10 protein-coding genes are annotated in these 15,732 nt (G+C 71.4%); 6 read left to right on the forward strand and 4 right to left on the reverse strand.

Annotation, left to right across the window (positions count from 1 at the left end):
* Window positions 1-20: 20 nt before the first annotated feature.
* The 3 genes from A3G1_RS0109460 to dusB are packed head-to-tail and all read right to left on the reverse strand — an operon-like array spanning window position 21 to window position 4,439.
* Window positions 21-1,490: a type 1 periplasmic-binding domain-containing protein gene (locus tag A3G1_RS0109460; protein ID WP_157641030.1), complete on the reverse strand. Its 1,470-nt coding sequence runs from the start codon at window positions 1,488-1,490 to the stop codon at window positions 21-23.
* A complete protein-coding gene (locus A3G1_RS0109465; RefSeq protein ID WP_157641031.1) occupies window positions 1,480-3,318 on the reverse strand; it encodes an ATP-binding protein in 1,839 nt (612 codons plus the stop codon). The genes A3G1_RS0109460 and A3G1_RS0109465 overlap by 11 nt, the downstream gene beginning before the upstream one ends.
* A 14-nt stretch (window positions 3,319-3,332) precedes the next feature.
* The gene (gene dusB, locus A3G1_RS0109470; protein WP_051110489.1) at window positions 3,333-4,439 is read right to left on the reverse strand and encodes a tRNA dihydrouridine synthase DusB; all 1,107 of its coding nucleotides are present in this window, start codon (window positions 4,437-4,439) and stop codon (window positions 3,333-3,335) included.
* A gap of 157 nt (window positions 4,440-4,596) precedes the next feature.
* Here dusB and A3G1_RS0109475 point away from each other — a divergent pair, with 157 nt between their 5' ends.
* The 3 genes from A3G1_RS0109475 to A3G1_RS34025 all read left to right on the forward strand — a co-directional run bounded on the left by A3G1_RS0109475 (window position 4,597) and on the right by A3G1_RS34025 (window position 9,548).
* On the forward strand, window positions 4,597-5,850 hold the full coding sequence (locus A3G1_RS0109475; RefSeq protein WP_026211972.1) for an ATP-binding protein: 1,254 nt from the start codon (window positions 4,597-4,599) through the stop codon (window positions 5,848-5,850).
* A gap of 190 nt (window positions 5,851-6,040) precedes the next feature.
* Window positions 6,041-6,220 carry a hypothetical protein gene (locus tag A3G1_RS0109480; RefSeq protein ID WP_018349237.1) on the forward strand — a complete coding sequence of 60 codons (180 nt, stop codon included), beginning with the start codon at window positions 6,041-6,043 and terminating at the stop codon, window positions 6,218-6,220.
* A 268-nt stretch (window positions 6,221-6,488) separates the two neighbouring features.
* Window positions 6,489-9,548, forward strand: coding sequence for an AfsR/SARP family transcriptional regulator (locus A3G1_RS34025; RefSeq protein WP_018349238.1), 3,060 nt, complete (start codon window positions 6,489-6,491; stop codon window positions 9,546-9,548).
* A gap of 324 nt (window positions 9,549-9,872) precedes the next feature.
* On the opposite strand, the gene A3G1_RS38335 is transcribed toward A3G1_RS34025, so the two are convergent.
* The gene (locus A3G1_RS38335; protein ID WP_051110491.1) at window positions 9,873-10,571 is read right to left on the reverse strand and encodes a DUF4190 domain-containing protein; all 699 of its coding nucleotides are present in this window, start codon (window positions 10,569-10,571) and stop codon (window positions 9,873-9,875) included.
* A gap of 182 nt (window positions 10,572-10,753) precedes the next feature.
* Here A3G1_RS38335 and A3G1_RS0109495 point away from each other — a divergent pair, with 182 nt between their 5' ends.
* The 3 genes from A3G1_RS0109495 to A3G1_RS0109505 are packed head-to-tail and all read left to right on the forward strand — an operon-like array spanning window position 10,754 to window position 15,704.
* Complete coding sequence (locus tag A3G1_RS0109495; protein WP_018349239.1) at window positions 10,754-11,371, forward strand: mycothiol-dependent nitroreductase Rv2466c family protein; 618 nt, start codon at window positions 10,754-10,756, stop codon at window positions 11,369-11,371.
* Entirely contained in the window at window positions 11,368-12,582 is a 1,215-nt protein-coding gene (locus A3G1_RS0109500; protein ID WP_018349240.1) for an MFS transporter, read from the forward strand. The genes A3G1_RS0109495 and A3G1_RS0109500 overlap by 4 nt, the downstream gene beginning before the upstream one ends.
* 35 nt (window positions 12,583-12,617) lie before the next feature.
* Complete coding sequence (locus A3G1_RS0109505) at window positions 12,618-15,704, forward strand: AfsR/SARP family transcriptional regulator (RefSeq protein ID WP_018349241.1); 3,087 nt, start codon at window positions 12,618-12,620, stop codon at window positions 15,702-15,704.
* The last annotated feature ends 28 nt before the right edge of the window (window positions 15,705-15,732 follow it).

The raw sequence follows: 15,732 nt of genomic DNA on the forward strand, positions 1-15,732 counted from the left end.
TGAAAGCGCCTCTCAAGTAATTACTGGGCCGCAGGCCGCACCGCAAGCTTGACAAATGCCTTCTCACCGTGCGGGAGTATCTGGAGAATGGGGATGATCTTGCCGATCGTGTTCCCTTTCTCGTCGAGTTCGAGCGGGCCGGTGACCCCGGTGTAGCGGTTCTCGCCCTGCACGCCGTGCCAGCCGTTGATCAGGGCGCCGGGCTGCACCTTGCCCGCCGTCGACGCCACGTCGCGCAGGGCCTTGATGGCCGTGCCGACCGCGTCGTGCCCCATCATCGCCTGCCCGTCGTCGAGCGGGGCGTTCGGGAACTCGCTCCGGAAGACGTCGCTGAACTTGGCGAACTGGCTCGCGCCCGGAGCACTCGCGTCGAGCGTCCACTGCTTCGGATGGGCCAGCCCGGTGTACGTGAGCTTGATCCGTCCACTGTCGAGCGCCTTCGTGAACAGCTGGTCCTCGGCGTTCGACGGGTCCAGCCGGATCTGGCTCGCGTCGTCGCCGGTCATGATGGTGACCTCGCCGCACGTCCGGTCGCCGAGTGCCTGGACGAACTGGCGGATGGCTCGGCTGCGCCCGGCGAAGTACACCTTCGGGTACTTGAGCGAGCACACCTCCAGCGCGATCTGCCGCATCCGGTTGGCCACGGCCGGCTCCGAGGAGTCGTAGTTCTGCGGCTTGGCCTCCTTCGTGCGGATCTCCAGGAACCGGTCGCCGAGCGTCTTGGCGTACCGGTCCGCCGGGTTCGTGTCCCGCACCAGCAGCACCGGCCCGTCGCCGAGCTGGCCGAGCCCCGCGCGCGCCTCGTCGCTGTTGGTCGGGGTGACCCGGGCCAGGCCGCGGATGCCGTCCGCCCCGCCGTGCAGGTCGTCGGTGGTGATCACGGCGCCGATCATCGGCAGGCCGAGCCGGGACAGCTCGCCGAGCGCCTCCCGGGTCGCGTCGAGGCTCTGGCCGAGGCCGGCCACGGCGACGATGCTGTCGGGCCCCTTCCGCTCGGCGATCTTCGGGGTGAGGTGCCGCCACTGCGCGCTGGCGTTGCCGGAGTTGGCGATCAGTACCTTGATCTTCGGCAGCTCGCCGGTCTGCCGGTTGGCCTCGTACTGCGCGACGTATGCCCCGCGCAGCTGCCCGGCCACGGAGGCGATGCTCGACGAGCCGCTGGTGTCGTACGGGACGGGCACCATGTAGACGATGCTCACCCAGGACCTGCCGCCCTCGACCTCGTCGTTCTCCTTCTTGATCAGGCTGGTGACCTGGTCGAGTTCCTCGTCGAAGGAGTAGGAGCCGTCGCTGACCCCGATGCACTCGCCGTGCTCGCCGTGCTTGGTGATCCCGTCGGCGCACTGGTTGAGCCGGTCGGCGAGGAAGACTCCGCCGGCGATGACGACCGCGAGCGCCACGGCCGCGCCCAGCCAGCGGAGCACGAGGCGGCGGCCGGAGGTCCCGGGCTGGATCGGGGTGGGGCTGGAAGGCAACGGATTAGAACTCATAGTCTCTGGCCCTTCTCCGGTACTCCTCGGCCTTGGCGAAGAACTCGTCCGAACAGGACGGCAGCAGCGAACCCAGCTCGGCGAACCGGGTCGCGATCGACCGGTACAGCAGACCTTCCGGGTCGCCGAGCGGGTCGGCGGCTATCCACAGCTCCGTGGTCAGCCTCGCCAGGGCGCGCACCCGGGGCTGCTCGGCGTCCGCCCAGCTCAGCAGCCGCCTGGCGCTCGCCTCGCCCCGCCGGGGCAGCTTGTTGGGCGCGGCGGTGACGGCGTGCAGCAGCTTCAGCCACGCGGCCGGGCCCGCCGGATCGCCGTCCGGATCGGTACCGGTCAGCGCGGCGTCGAGGCCACGGACGGCCGACTCGGTGTCCTCGAGCGCGAGGTCGTGGTAGTGCTGGCCAGCGAGGTCCTTCTGCTCGGCGTACAGGGTGCGCAGCCGGAGGTGGACGATCGACCAGTCGTCCTCCAGCCGGAGCAGCAGGAGGCGGCGCAGCCAGGGATGGAGTGCCCCGCCGGTCAGCCACAGCCGCTCGGTGACCAGCTGGCGGAGCCGGTCGGCCAGCTCGGCCTCCTCGCCGAGCGCCGCGCGCATCGTGGCCGGTACGAGGTCGCGGGCCGCCGCGCACCTGGCCAGCGGGGCGTGGAAGCCGGGCGGGATGTCGGCGAGCAGCGTGTCGAGCAGCTCCGCGCCGAGCGTGGCGTCCTCACCGGGATCGTCGAGCACCGACCGGCGCAGCTTTCCCCGGACCATCGGCAGCACCGCGTCCGTCCCCTGTGGATGGCCGTGCGTGAGCCGGTGGGCGAAGAGCGGGATCGGGCCGCCGTACACCTGGTGCTGCCTGGCCCAGTGGGTGACCTCGTCGTCCGTGAGGTCCCGGAGCTGCACGGGCAGGAACCAGCGCCGCCAGTGATCATTGGTGCGCTGCCGCCGCCAGGCACCCAGGTCGATCCGCTCCGGGGGTACCGGATCGGAGGTGTGCATCCGCTGGGGCAGGAGCCGGCCGGTGGCGGCGAACACCAGTAACGGCAGGGGCTCTGGCTCGTAGGTCCGCACGCGCGCGAGCAGCTCCAGCACCTTGTGCCCAGGCGTGGTGTGGGCGTTGTCGAGCAGCAGCACGCTGGAGACCGTCCGGTCCGGGCCACGGAGCTGGTTGTTGTACGCGGCCAGCAGGTCGGCCACGAACGCGCGGCACAGCCTGTCCTCCGCCTCGCGCCGCTCGTCCGGCGTGCCGACCGTCAGGTGGTGGTGGAGTTCGAGGAGGGCGTCGACGGCTGGCTGGTGGCCGCTCGCCCACCAGATCTGCCCGGGAGCCCGCCACAGCTTCAGCGCGGCCTCGATCCCGCCGAGCGCCAGGTCGGAGCTGCCGTCCGGGATGGGAGCCGCGATGTCGATCAGCCGGGCGCTGATCTCCCGGATCTCCTCCGGGAGCCTGCGGAACCGCTTGATGCTCTCCAGCAGCCCCCGCACCCTGGCCCGGTCGGCCTCCGGGCTGCGGCCGAGCGGCAGCTGCCCGACGAGCTGCCCGAGCAGGAACCTCGGGAACCGCAGCCTGCCGATCTTGCGATGCCCGAGGCTGAGCTGGAACACGGCGGCGGTCAGCACGTCCAGCGCCGAGCCGTGCCGCCCGGACCCAGTGTCCACAAAGGCATGCGGAAGGTGCTGCACGACCCGGCGCAGCTCGCGCAGCATCACGGTCTTCCCGCTGCCCGCGGGCCCGGTCAGCAGGACTATCGGCAGGTCAGCCCCGGGCCTGCGCCAGTGCGCGCACTCCACGGCCAGCTCCGATATCCCCGCGCGTCCCAGCACAATGGAGTCAGAGGCCACCACTCATTATGTTTTACCTAGCCGCCGGAGTCATCCAGCTCTGCCCCTTCGGGCACCGCACGGTCGTCGCGGTCGGCGAGCCAGCCCTGCGGCAGGAAGACCTTGCCCGGCTCGGTGATCCGGCCGCGCGGCCCGGTCTCCCCCGCCGGATAGGGCTGCGCGTGGTCGAGCAGCGCCAGCAGATCCTCCAGCTCGGCCACACTGCACACCTGCCCGAACCGCCGCCGCAGCTCCGTGGCGACGTCGAAGCCCTGCAAATACCAGGTGATGTGCTTGCGGAAGGAGATCAGGGCGTCTTTTTCTTTCGTGTACGCGGCCGCGAGCAGCGCGGCGTGCCGCCCCATGATGCCCGCCACCTCGCCCAGCGCGGGCGTGACCCGGTCCGGCAGGCCACGGAACGCGTACGCGAGGTCGGCGAACAGCCACGGCTTGCCCAGGCAGCCCCGCCCGACCACCACGCCGTCGCAGCCGGTCTCCTTGACCATGCGCAGCGCGTCGTCGGCGGTCCAGATGTCGCCGTTGCCGAGTACCGGCACGTCGAGCGCGTCCTTGAGCTCGGCGATCGCGGCCCAGTCGGCCGTGCCCGAGTACCGCTGGGCGGCCGTGCGGGCATGCAGCGCCACCCACTGGACCCCGCAGTCCTGCGCGATGAGCCCGGCCTCGACGAAGGTCAGGTGATCGTCGTCGATACCCTTGCGCATCTTGATCGTCACGGGGATGTGCTCGGCGGCCCGGACCGCGGCGGAGACGATGTCGGCGAACAGCCGCCGCTTCCACGGGATCGCCGAGCCGCCACCCTTACTCGTGATCTTCCGTACGGAGCACCCGAAGTTGAGGTCGACGTGGTCGGCCAGGTCCTCGTCGACCACCCGCCGGACGGCCCGTGCCGTGACCTCCGGGTCCACGCCGTAGAGCTGGAGACTCCTCGGGCTCTCCTCCGGCGCGAAGGCGATCAGCTTCTCCGTCTGCGGGTTGCGGTGCGCGAGCTGGAGCGTCGTGATCATCTCGCAGACGTAGATCCCGGCCCCCTGCTCCCGGCACAGCTGCCGGAACGCCACGTTGGTGATCCCGGCCATCGGCGCGAGCACCACAGGCGGATCAACGGGGAAGGGACCTAGACGCATCCCGCGACGGTACCCGAGGACGCACAGGAGTGCCCGAAGCCGCTGAGCCAGCGATACCTGAACAAACATCAAACTGGGTACCAGGTGAATATGAGAGGCGGTACCAAATGAATATGCAGCTTGGCACCAAACGAATATTTCATGGAAAGATATTGGGATGACCAGCTCACAGGAACTGATACCTCGCCATGCGGAATCCCTGGTCAAGGAGGCACTCACAGACACTCGCGTCGTTCTGGTGAACGGGGCCCGTCAGGCCGGCAAGAGCACGCTGTCCCGTCTCACGCTGGCGAACAGTCCCGGTTCAGTAATGCGGTTGCTCGACGATCCAGCCACACTGTTGTCCGCTCAGACCGACCCCAAGAGTTTCGTCGAACACACAGGGCTGATGGTCATCGACGAGATCCAGCTGGTACCCGAGCTGCTCAGCCCGATCAAACTCGCCGTGGACCAGAACCCCGAACCAGGCCAGTACCTTCTGACCGGGTCGTCCCGGGTCCTGGGCCTGCGTTCGCTCCCCGACGCGCTCCCTGGCCGGATGGAGGTCATCGAACTCTGGCCGTTCTCCCAGGGGGAACTGTCCGGCGGGCCGGACCGATTCGTCGACGCTGCCTTCGCGCACGGCCCAGGAATCGACTACTCGTCCACGCTGAAACGCCGTGACTACCTCGAACGCATGGTGGCTGGCGGCTATCCGGAGGCGGTCAAACGTGCCCCGAAGCGCCGGGCGGCCTTCTTCGACTCATACCTCTCCGCCCTGATCGAACGCGATGTCATGGAGGTCGCGCACATCCAGCAGCGAGGGGAGATGCTCCGGCTGCTGTCACTGCTGTCCAGCCGGGCAGGCGGGCTGCTGGTCCCGGGAACCCTGGCCAACCAGACCACACTGACCCGGCCGACGATCGTCCGCTATCTGGAAGTGCTGTCGGCCGTCTTCCTCATCAAGAGCGTTCCGGCCTGGGCTCCAGGCCTGACCCAGCGCACGATCGCGACACCCAAGCTGGCCTTCGTCGACACGGCCATCGCATGCCACCTGATCAACCAGGACGTCAACCGGCTGAGCGAGCCCGACGGGGCCGCCGGAGCCATGATGGAGAACTTCGTCCTGATGGAGCTGGCCCGGCAGCTCACCTGGTCTGAGGAACGCGGCCAGCTGTATCACTTCCGCACCCGGAAGCAGGCCGAGGTGGACGCCGTCATCGAGACCCCCGATGGCCGGGTGATCGCGATCGAGGTCAAGGCCGGAGCAACTGTCCGGGCCGAGGACTTGAAGGGGCTGCGGCTGCTCGCCGAGTCACTGGGCGACCGGTTCATCGGGGGGTACGTCTTCTACACCGGGCAGCAGACACTGCCGATGGGCGACAAGATCCGCGCGGTACCCCTCGAAGCACTGTGGCAGCTGGCACCCTGAAGCCAGGTTTAAGGTAGATCGAATCTACGTAGATCCGATCTACCTTACTTTCGTACCGGCTGACCTGCAGTTCTCGCCGACCCAAGATATTGACGGCGCGGCATTTCGGCACCTGAAGTGCCGGCTAGAACTCGCTGGGGAGATAGCGCTCAGCCCGGAGGTAGACCTGATAGGTGCGGACCGGGCGCCGGTGGCCGGGCGCGTCTGGTGCACCGGGTCCGCCAAGTGGCTGGGCACGCCTTTCGACGAGCGTGACCTGGCGGACCCGCTGGCGGGCAGCGCCGCCGTTCCCGGCTTCCTTCCCGGTGAGACCGGGCATGTGATCGTCTCCCTGTCCGGGGTGGCCCCGGGTACCGCCGATGAGTACTGAGTAGTGGTGGCACGTGCACCTGCTGGCTGGCCCTCCCGATCTGGTACCCGGTCCCTGGGTACCCGCGGGCCGGCCAGCAGGTGAGCACGTGAGCGCGTGGCGGGGCCGACCGGTGCCGCGGTCAGCCCCCCGCGCTCGGGTTCCTGCGGCGCCCGGCACCCGCATGCCTGGCCCCGCACCCCCGATCCCTCCCGGTTGAGCCTGCATGAGGCGGCTATACACGGCCTACACAGTCCCGGTGGGGATCCGGGTCGGCTAGGCTGCTTGGGTGCGGTTCAGCCTGCTTGGCCCAGTGGAGATCAGCGACGGCAACCGGACACTCACCCTGCCGCGGTCGCTCCGCCGGGGCCTGCTCGCATTCCTGGTGCTGAATGCCGGTCGCCCGGTCAGCCTGGCCGCGATCACCGAGGCGCTGTGGGGCGGCAGCCCGCCGGGTACAGCCAGGGCGCAGGTCCACTCCGGCATCTACGCGATCCGCCAGCAGCTCGCCGAACTCGACGCCGATCACCTGCTGACCGGCGGGCAGAACGGGTATGTGCTGGACACGAGTACCGCCGCTGTGGATCTGTCCACTTTCGAGGATCTGGTGGGGCAGGCCCGGACGGCCGCCGATCCGGTGCCGCTGCTGCGCCAGGCGCTCGGCTGCTGGCGCGGGCCTGCGCTGAGCGGGGCGACGGGCGCTTTCATCGACGGTACGCGGGCCAGGCTGGACGACCAGCGGCTCGCGGTCCAGGAGGATCTGGCGGAGGCCGAGCTGGCGGCCGGACGGCACGCCGAGATGGTGGCCGAGCTGGCGGCGCTGGCCGAGGAACATCCGCTCCGGCAACGGCTGCGCGGGCAGCTCATGCTCGCGCTGTACCGCTCGGGCCGGGCCGTCGACGCCCTGGCCACCTTCCGCGACTACAAGACCCGGCTCGCCGAGGAGCAGGGCCTAGACCCGGACCGGGCACTGTCCGAGCTGGAGTGCGCGATCCTGCGCGCCGACCCGGCCCTGGACCTGCCGGCGAGCCGTGGCCCGCGCCAGCTGCCCGCGGACCTGCCCGACTTCTGCGGCCGGGCGCAGGATCTGTCCACTCTGGACGAGCTGAGTACCGGCACGGCGCTGACGGTCGTGACGGGGACGGCCGGGGTCGGCAAGACCGCGCTGGCCGTGCGGTGGGCGCACCGGCGGGCCGCCGAGTACCCGGACGGGCAGCTCTACGTGAACCTGCGCGGCTACGACCAGGGCAAGCCGCTGCGCCCGCTGGACGTGCTGGCCCAGTTCCTCCGGGCGCTGGGCGTGCCGGCCGACCGGGTGCCGGCCACTGTGGACGAGGCGGCCGCGCGGTACAGGTCGGAGCTGGCCGGGCAGCGGGTGCTGATCGTGCTGGACAACGCGGTGTCCGCCGACACGGTAAGGATGCTGCTGCCCGGGACCGCCGGCTGCCACACGCTCGTGACCAGCCGTGACCGGCTCGGCGGGCTGATCGCCAGCAGCGGGGCGCGGCGCCTCACCCTCGGTGTCCTGCCCGAGGACGAGGCGGTCGGGCTGCTCGCGCTGATCCTGGGCCGGAGCCGGGTGGCTGCCGAGCCGGAAGCCGCCGCCGAGCTGGCCCGGGCCTGCGGGCTGCTGCCGCTGGCGCTGCGGATCGCCGCCGCGAACCTGGCCGAACAGCCCGGGCACCGGATCGCGCGGTACGTGACGGAGCTGGAGGAGGCCGGCCGGGTCAGCGCACTGGCGGTCGAGGGCGATGCCAGCTGGGCTGTCCGCCCGGCCTTCGACCTGTCGTACCGCGCGCTGGAGCCCGAGGCCGCCCGGCTGTTCCGGCTGCTCGGCCCGGCCCCTGGGCCGGACTTCTCCGTGCAGGGCGTCGCGGCGCTGGCCGGGCTGGACCTGGCCGAGGCCGAACGGCTGCTCGACCGGCTCGCGACCGCGCACCTCGCGGACGAGACGGCCGAGGGGCGGTTCACGCTGCACGACCTGCTGCGCGCGTACGCGACCGAGGCGGCGGCAGCCGAGGACCACACCGGAGCGCACGCCCGGCTGTTCCGGTGGCGGATCACGCACTGCGAGGCTGCGGCCAAGCTGCTGTATCCGCAGATCGTGCGCATGCCGGTACACGATGAGGGTGTTGTCTTCGAGGACGCGCCGGCAGCGGCCGCCTGGCTCGACAGTGAGGCACGCGGTCTCGTGGCCGCCGTGGCGCACGCGGCCGAGCATGGCCCCGCCGCGTCGGCCTGGCTGCTGGCCGACTCGCTGCGCGGCTACTTCTGGCTGCGGCGGACCATTGTGGACTGGCTGATGGTGGCGAGTGTCGCGCTGAGCGCCGCCGAGGCCGCCGGCGACTGGCGGGCCAGGGCTTCAGCGCACACCAGCCTCGGCATGGCGTACACCTATCTCGCGTCCTACGACGAGGCCGCCGAGCACTACCGGCACCTGCTGAAGATCTCCGAGGAGGCCGGCTGGCTGGAGGGCCGCGCGACGGCCGTCGGCAACCTCGGCATCACGCACTACTACCGGGGCGAACTCGGCCCGGCCGAGCACTACTACCGGCAGTCGTTCGAGCTGTTCGAGGAGCTGGGCCGGGCCCCGAGCGCCACCATGCACCTGATCAACCTGGGCACCGTGTACCTGCGCACCGGCGACCTGGCCAGGGCAGCCGGGCACCTCGAACGCGCCAGGGAACGCAGCCTCGCCCACGGCAGCCGCACGCTGACCGGCGCGGCAGCCCACCACCTCGGCATGGTGTACCAGGAGCTCGGCCGGCTCGACGAGGCCCTGGTCGCCCTCGACGAGGCGCTGGAGATCCACGCCGGGATGGGCAGCGCCAACGGCGAGGCGATGACCGTTCTGGCCCGCGCCCACCTCCAGGCTGACCGGGGCGAGGGCGCGGACGAGATCGCTGCCGTCCACAGTGCACTGGAGACCCTGCGGCGCGAGGGCGACCGGGCTGCCGAGGCCCGCGCGCTCAACGCCCTCGCGTACCTGGAGCTGAAGCTCGGCCAGCCGGCCGGCGAGCACTTCCGGCAGGCGCTCGTGCTGGCGGAGGAGACCGGCGACCAGTCCTCGCAGTTCGAGGCGCTGATCGGGCTGGCCAGCGAGGCGCGGCCGGAGGAGGCGCTCGGGTACGCGGCGCGGGCGCTGGCGATCAGCCAGGAGGCCGGGTACCGGCTGTTCGAGGCGGCGGCCCGGCTGGAGCTGGCCCGTGCGACCCTCGCGCTCGGCGACCCGGCCGGGAGTGAGACTTATGCCACGATGGCACTCGATATCTACCGGGAAACCGGGCATCAGCCTGGGGTTTCGCGGGCCGGGGACATCCTCATGAAGATCACTGACGCCCGGCAGTAGCGCGGTCGCGAATTTGGTTGTAGAGTCGCCTACAAGCTCGTCCCGACAACTTCCCCCGTGGTTGCCGGGACGAGCTTCTTTGTGTGCCCGTTCCCTTACCCCGGGCCATGTTCGAGGTTTGTAAGGCCATGATGGAGCGAACGCCAGGAGCGTCCGCCATCACAAGTCTTCTTACCTTTTCCGGCGACTCCGGCCATCGAGCCCGCACTATGTGAGGCCTTACTACCGAGGGCCGGAACAGGCTGGCGAGGTCGGTCTACGCCAGGCGGGCGTCGCCGAGCGGGAGATCCATGGCTGCCGCCTTTGACTTCGACACGGTCGCGGTCAGCTTCTGCCCTGCAACCCGCCCGACGACAGCACTCCCCACCAGCCCAGCGCCGCTACCAGCGTGAAGATCCAGCCGACCACGATGCCGCGCACGGCGTGGCGGTCGCCGGTCTTGCCGGTGCGCCGGATGTCGGCCAGGGCGATGTGCCCGAGAATCGCGCCGTACAGGGCCGTGACGCCACCCGTGCACAGCCCGGCGAAGGCCAGCACCGACGACAGCACGGCCAGCACGCTGGCCCTCGGCGCGCCGCGCTGCCCGGCGAACGGGTTGATGTCGTCCGTGGCGAAGGCGTTCCTGACCTGGCGCCAGGTGCGGTCGTCGACCCGGCCAGCCTGGTTCCTGAACTGGCGCGGGCGCAGCCGGAACGGGCTGGACATGTCGAGGAAGCTGTTGTGGTCCGCCGACCGGTTCCAGTGCCGGGTGGGGATCTCGAGGTGGTCGTGCCTGCCACGCTTGTCCTGGCTGGTGATCTTCAGGACCTCGATCCGCCCGCCGTGCACCCGCAGCACCAGGCAGGGCCGGACCTTGCTGTCGTCGACCTCACGGAACGGGACGTCGGCCCACCAGATCTCGCCTGCCGCCGGCCAGCCGAGGCCGGGCTGCACCGGGCGGCGGTAGACCCGCACGCCCAGCAGGATCAGCACGACCAGGCCAGCCAGGCTCGCGATCGCCAGCGGGAGTACTGCTTCGGGCATGCGCACCGTCCATCGTGGTCTGCTTCACTCTGCCGGGAGCGCCGATTGTCCCAGCCCGGCGATCTTCCGGTCTCCGCCACCTGAGGCACAATCCCCAGTGGCTGCCCGCTGCGGAAATGGCCCACGGAATCCGCGCCTGATTGGCTCTGATCTTGAGCCAGTTTCCCGGCTACTGTCATGCCATGATCACTGCGGACATGTGGTTCGACCCGAAATGCCCCTTCGCCTGGATCACCTCCCGCTGGCTGCTGGAGGTCGAGCAGGTGCGTGACGTCCGGACCCGCTTCCACGTGATGAGCCTTTCCATCCTCAACGATGGCCGGGAAGGGCTTTCCGAGTGGTACCAGGGCTGGCTCGCCGACACCCGGGGGCCGGTGCGCGTGGTGATCGCCGCCGAGCAGGAGTTCGGGAACGAGGTCGTGGGCAGGCTGTACACCGCCCTCGGTACCCGGATCCACCACGACAGGCAGCCGATCGGCCCCGAGCTGTACGCGGCGGCGCTCGCCGAGGCCGGCCTCCCCGCCAGGCTGGCCGAGGCCGCTGACGAGCCCGGGTACGACGAGCCGCTGCTGGCCAGCCACCGGGCCGGGCTCGACCCGGTCGGCGAGGACCTCGGCACGCCGGCCATCCACGTACCGGGGCCCGACGGCCGGCCGATCGCCTTCTTCGGGCCGGTGATCACGCCGATTCCGAGGGGCGAGGCTGCCGGGCGGCTGTGGGACGGGGTGCTGCTCGTCGCGGGTACCGACGGGTTCTTCGAACTCAAGCGGGCCCGCGACCGGTCACCGAGCTTCGCGTGAGCCACGCGTCACCAGCGCAGGCCGGCCCGCCCCGGGCGATCGCGCTGGCCCAGCTCACCAACGCGATCGGCGACGGCGCGTACTACGTCACCTCCGCGCTGTTCTTCATCCGGATCGCCGGTTTGTCCGCGGCGCAGGCCGGCCTGGCGCTGACAGTCGGCTGGGCGGTCGGCTCGGTCGCGGGGATCGCCCTGGGGCACGTAGCCGACCGGCGAGGGGCACGGGGTACGGCGGTCGTGCTGGCCCTGGGGACCGCAGCCTCGGTCGGCTCGTTCCTGCTGGCCGGCTCGTTCTGGACGTTCCTGCTCGTGATCTGCGTGTACAGCTGCTTCCAGTGCGGGCTGACGGCGGCCAGGCAGGCGCTGCTGGCCGGGCTCGTCGCGCCGGAGCACCGGACCAGGGCCCGCGCCCGGCTCCAGTCGATCGTGAACGGCGGGATCGCTGTCGGGGCCGGCCTCGGCGGGGCGGCGCTCTACTTCGACACGAAGCTGGCGTACCAGGCCGTCTTCGCCCTCGACGCCGTGTGCTTCCTGGTCGCGGCTCTGGTGCTGCTCAAGCTGCCCAGGGTACCGAGGAGCGCGACGAAGGAGGCACGGTTCACGGTGCTGGCCGACCGGCCGTACGCGGTGCTGACGCTGGTCAACGCGTTCCTGCTGTTGTACATGCCGCTGCTGAGCCTCGCGATTCCCCTGTGGATCGTCCAGCGGACGTCCGCGCCGGGCTGGCTGCCGGGCGTGCTCCTGGTCGTCAACACGGTGAGCGTGGTCCTCTTCCAGGTCAGGGTGGCCCGACGTGTGACCAGCGCACGCACGGCCACGCAGGCGATCAGGTTCGCGGGCGGCGTCATGTTCGCAGCGTGCGCGGTGTTCGCGCTGTCGGCGGCCGGACCCGGCTGGATGTCGGCTGCCGTGCTCGTCGCCGGGACCGGGCTGCTCGTGTACGGCGAGATGCTGCTGGCCGCCGGGGCGTGGGAGCTGAGCTTCGGGCTGGCCCCGGACGGGCAGCAGGGGCAGTACCAGGGCTTCTTCGGGCTGAGTACCGCTGTGGCCCGGATGCTCGGGCCGGTGCTGCTGACCACACTCGTGGTCGGCGGCGGGCCGGTGGGCTGGTTCGCGCTGGGCGGGCTGTTCGCGGCCGCCGGGCTCGCGATGGGGCCGGTCGCCCGGTGGGCGGCCCGGACGAGGGACGCGGAGCTGGTGGCTGCTCCTTGATCACCATCGGGCTCGCGTAGGACACAATCGCAGGCATGCACTTCGGCATCCTCGGCCCGCTGGAGATCCGCACAGCGGACGGCACGCCCGTACCGCCCGGCGGCCCTCAGCTCCGCGCCCTGCTGTCCCTGCTCGCCCTCGACGCCGGCCAGATCATCCCGGCCGAGCGGCTGATCGACGGCATGTACGGCGAGGAGCCGCCGGCCGGGGCGGCCAACGCCCTCCAGTCCCAGGTCTCGCGGCTGCGGCGGGTGCTCGGGGACGCGGGGCTGGTGGAGTTCCATCCCGCCGGGTACCGGCTGGCTGTCGATCCCTCCAGTGTGGACGTCCACGAGTTCGTGCGGCTCGGTACCGAGGGCCGCAGGCTGCTCCAGGCCGGGGACGCGGCACAGGCCGCCCGGCTGCTGAACGACGCGCGCGGCCTGTGGCGGGGCCAGGCACTGGCCGAGCTGCCCCACGCGGCCAACCAGCGGGCCCGCCTCGAAGAACTGCGGCTCGCCACGGCTGAGGACTGGGCCGAGGCACAGCTCGCCCTCGGCGGCAGCCCCGATCTCGTCGCCGAACTCCAGGCCCTCGTCGCCGGCCATCCCCTCCGCGAACGCGTGCGCGGACTGCTCATGCAGGCCCTGTACCGGACAGGCCGGCAGGCTGAGGCCCTGACGGCCTTCGACCAGGCACGCGAGCTGCTCGCCGACGAGCTGGGCGTTGACCCCTCCCCCGGACTCGCAGCCGTCCACCTCGCGATCCTCCGGGCCGAGCCGGCCCCAGCCGTGCGGGCGGCGGCGCTGCCAGCCCAGCTCACCAGCTTCGTCGGCCGGGAGACCGAGGTCAGCCGCGTCCACAAGCTGCTGGCCACCGCCCGGCTGGTGACGCTGCTCGGGCCGGGCGGGGCCGGCAAGACCCGGCTGTCCATCGAGGCCGCGAGCGCCCTCGGTGAAGAGGTGGCCTTCGCAGACCTGTCCGTGACGACTGCTGACGAGGACGTCGCGCACACGCTGGTCATCGCGCTCGGCCTGCGCGAGCCTGGCGTCCTCTCGGCAGGTGAGAACGCGGTCCAGGGCGCGGAACAACGGCTCGTCGCCGCGCTCACCGGCCGGAGCCAGCTCCTCATCCTCGACAACTGCGAGCACGTGATCGACGGAGCCGCCCAGCTCGCCCACCGGCTGCTCGGCGCCTGCCCGGGCCTGCGAATCCTGGCCACCAGCCGCGAACCACTCGGCATCACGGGCGAGGCACTGTGCCCGCTCCCGGAACTGCCCACCCCGGCCGCTGTCCGTCTCTTCGCCGACCGTGCTGCCGCCGTCCAGCCCGGATTCACAGTGGACGATCACAACCGCGACTGTGTACTGGAGATCTGCGCGGCACTCGACGGCCTCCCGCTGGCGATCGAACTGGCTGCCGCCCGGCTGCGTACCCTGCCGGTCGAGGAGGTGGCCGCGCGGCTGGGCGACCGGTTCACGCTGCTGTCCCGGGGCAGCCGGACGGCATCGCCCCGGCACCAGACCCTGCACGCCGTCGTCGAGTGGAGCTGGGAGTTGCTCAGCGACGACGAACGCACCCTCGCGCGCCGCCTCACCGTCTTCGCCGGCGGGGCCACCGCTGAGGCGGCCGGGAAGGTCTGTGGTGTACCGGATGCCGGGGAACTGCTGGTCAACCTGGCGGAGAAGTCGCTGATCGTGGCGGCTGGCAGCAGGTACACCATGCTGGAGACGATGCGTGCCTACTGCGGTGAGCGGCTGGCGGAGGCCGGGGAGACCGAGGCGCTGCGCCTGGCGCACGCGCGGCACTTCCTGACGCTGGCCGAGACGGCCGAGCCGCACCTGCGCCGCGCCGAGCAGCTCGAATGGCTGGCCAGGCTCCGCGCGGACCACAGCAACCTGCACGCGGCCCTGCGCTGGTGCGTGGACGGCGATCCGCACCTGGGCCTGCGCCTGGCAGCGGCCCTGGCCTGGTACTGGTGGCTGGGCGGGCTGCGGGCCGAAAGCGCGCCGCTGGCCGCCGGGCTGCTCACCGCCGTCGGCCTGCGGCCACCCGAAGGGCTGGAGGAGGAGTTCGTGCTGTGCGCGCTGAACGCCACGCCCGGCGGCGCCCACGACCCGGTCGAACGGTCCTATGTGGAGATCGCCCGCCCGCTGATCGCCGGGTTCGACGGGCCGACCCGATGGCCGTTCACGCCGCTGATGTGGGCGATGGCCGGCGGCCCGCCAGCCGACGAGCAGCAGGGCCTGGACGAGTGGAGCCGGCGCGTCGGCGACGACGACTGGTCACGCGGCCTGATGGCGATGGGTACCGGATTCATGGCGGTGTTCGCCGGCGACCAGGCCGGGGCCGAGCGGCTGTTCACGGCCGGGCTGGCCAGCTTCCGGGCGACCGGCGACCGCTGGGGCATCACGAACACCCTCGACCAGCTCGCGCACCTCGCCAGCGCGCGGGGCGACCGTGAGGGCTTCCTGTCCATGATGGACGAGGCGATGGACCTCATCGGCCAGCTCAACGCCCACCAGGAACTCGCCGACCTGCACAGCCGCCGGGCCGAGTGGCTCGTGGCGCACGGCGACCTCGACGGGGCCGAAGCCGGCTTCGAGCAGGCTGCCGCGCTGGCCGCCCGGGCGGGAGCGCTGACACCTGCCGCTGCGGCCCGGCTCGGCCTCGGCCAGGTCCACCGGCTGCGCGGCGACCTCCCCCGCGCTCGTACCTTCCTGGCCGAAGCGCTCGCGGCCTGCCCGTCCGGCGGGTACCCGGCGGCACTCCTGCGCTGCACCCTCCACATCGAACTCGGCCGGACCTCCGAAGCCGCCGGAGACCTGCCCGAAGCCCGTGCCTCGTACCGGCGCGCCGTCACGGTCGCCCTGGCCGGCCCCTACTCTGCGGTCTCCGTCATCCGCCCCGCCGTACCGGAAGCCTTCGCGAGCCTCGCCGCCCGCGAGGGGGACGGCACCCAGGCCGCGTTCCTCCTCGGAGCGGGCCAGGCACTCCACGGCGGCCCGGCCCTCCCCGACCCCGACGTCACCCGGGCAACAGCCGCCGCCCAGGCCCTCATCGGCGAGGACTTCGCTCCGGCCCACGCCCGGGGCACAACCCTGACCAGGGAAGAGATCCTGGAACTGCTCAAGGAGCTGTGACTCGTCAGGCCCCTTCGTACATGCGGTG

The organism is Longispora albida DSM 44784, from assembly GCF_000379825.1.
Lineage (GTDB): Bacteria > Actinomycetota > Actinomycetes > Mycobacteriales > Micromonosporaceae > Longispora > Longispora albida.

Bases quoted from the DNA above. Each gene is read 5' to 3' on its own strand.
- A3G1_RS0109495 (WP_018349239.1), top strand. From the start codon at position 10,754: ATGATCACTGCGGACATGTGGTTCGACCCGAAATGCCCCTTCGCCTGG.
- dusB (WP_051110489.1), bottom strand. From the start codon at position 4,439: ATGCGTCTAGGTCCCTTCCCCGTTGATCCGCCTGTGGTGCTCGCGCCG.
- A3G1_RS38335 (WP_051110491.1), bottom strand. From the start codon at position 10,571: ATGCCCGAAGCAGTACTCCCGCTGGCGATCGCGAGCCTGGCTGGCCTG.
- A3G1_RS0109460 (WP_157641030.1), bottom strand. From the start codon at position 1,490: ATGAGTTCTAATCCGTTGCCTTCCAGCCCCACCCCGATCCAGCCCGGG.
- A3G1_RS0109475 (WP_026211972.1), top strand. From the start codon at position 4,597: ATGACCAGCTCACAGGAACTGATACCTCGCCATGCGGAATCCCTGGTC.
- A3G1_RS0109505 (WP_018349241.1), top strand. From the start codon at position 12,618: ATGCACTTCGGCATCCTCGGCCCGCTGGAGATCCGCACAGCGGACGGC.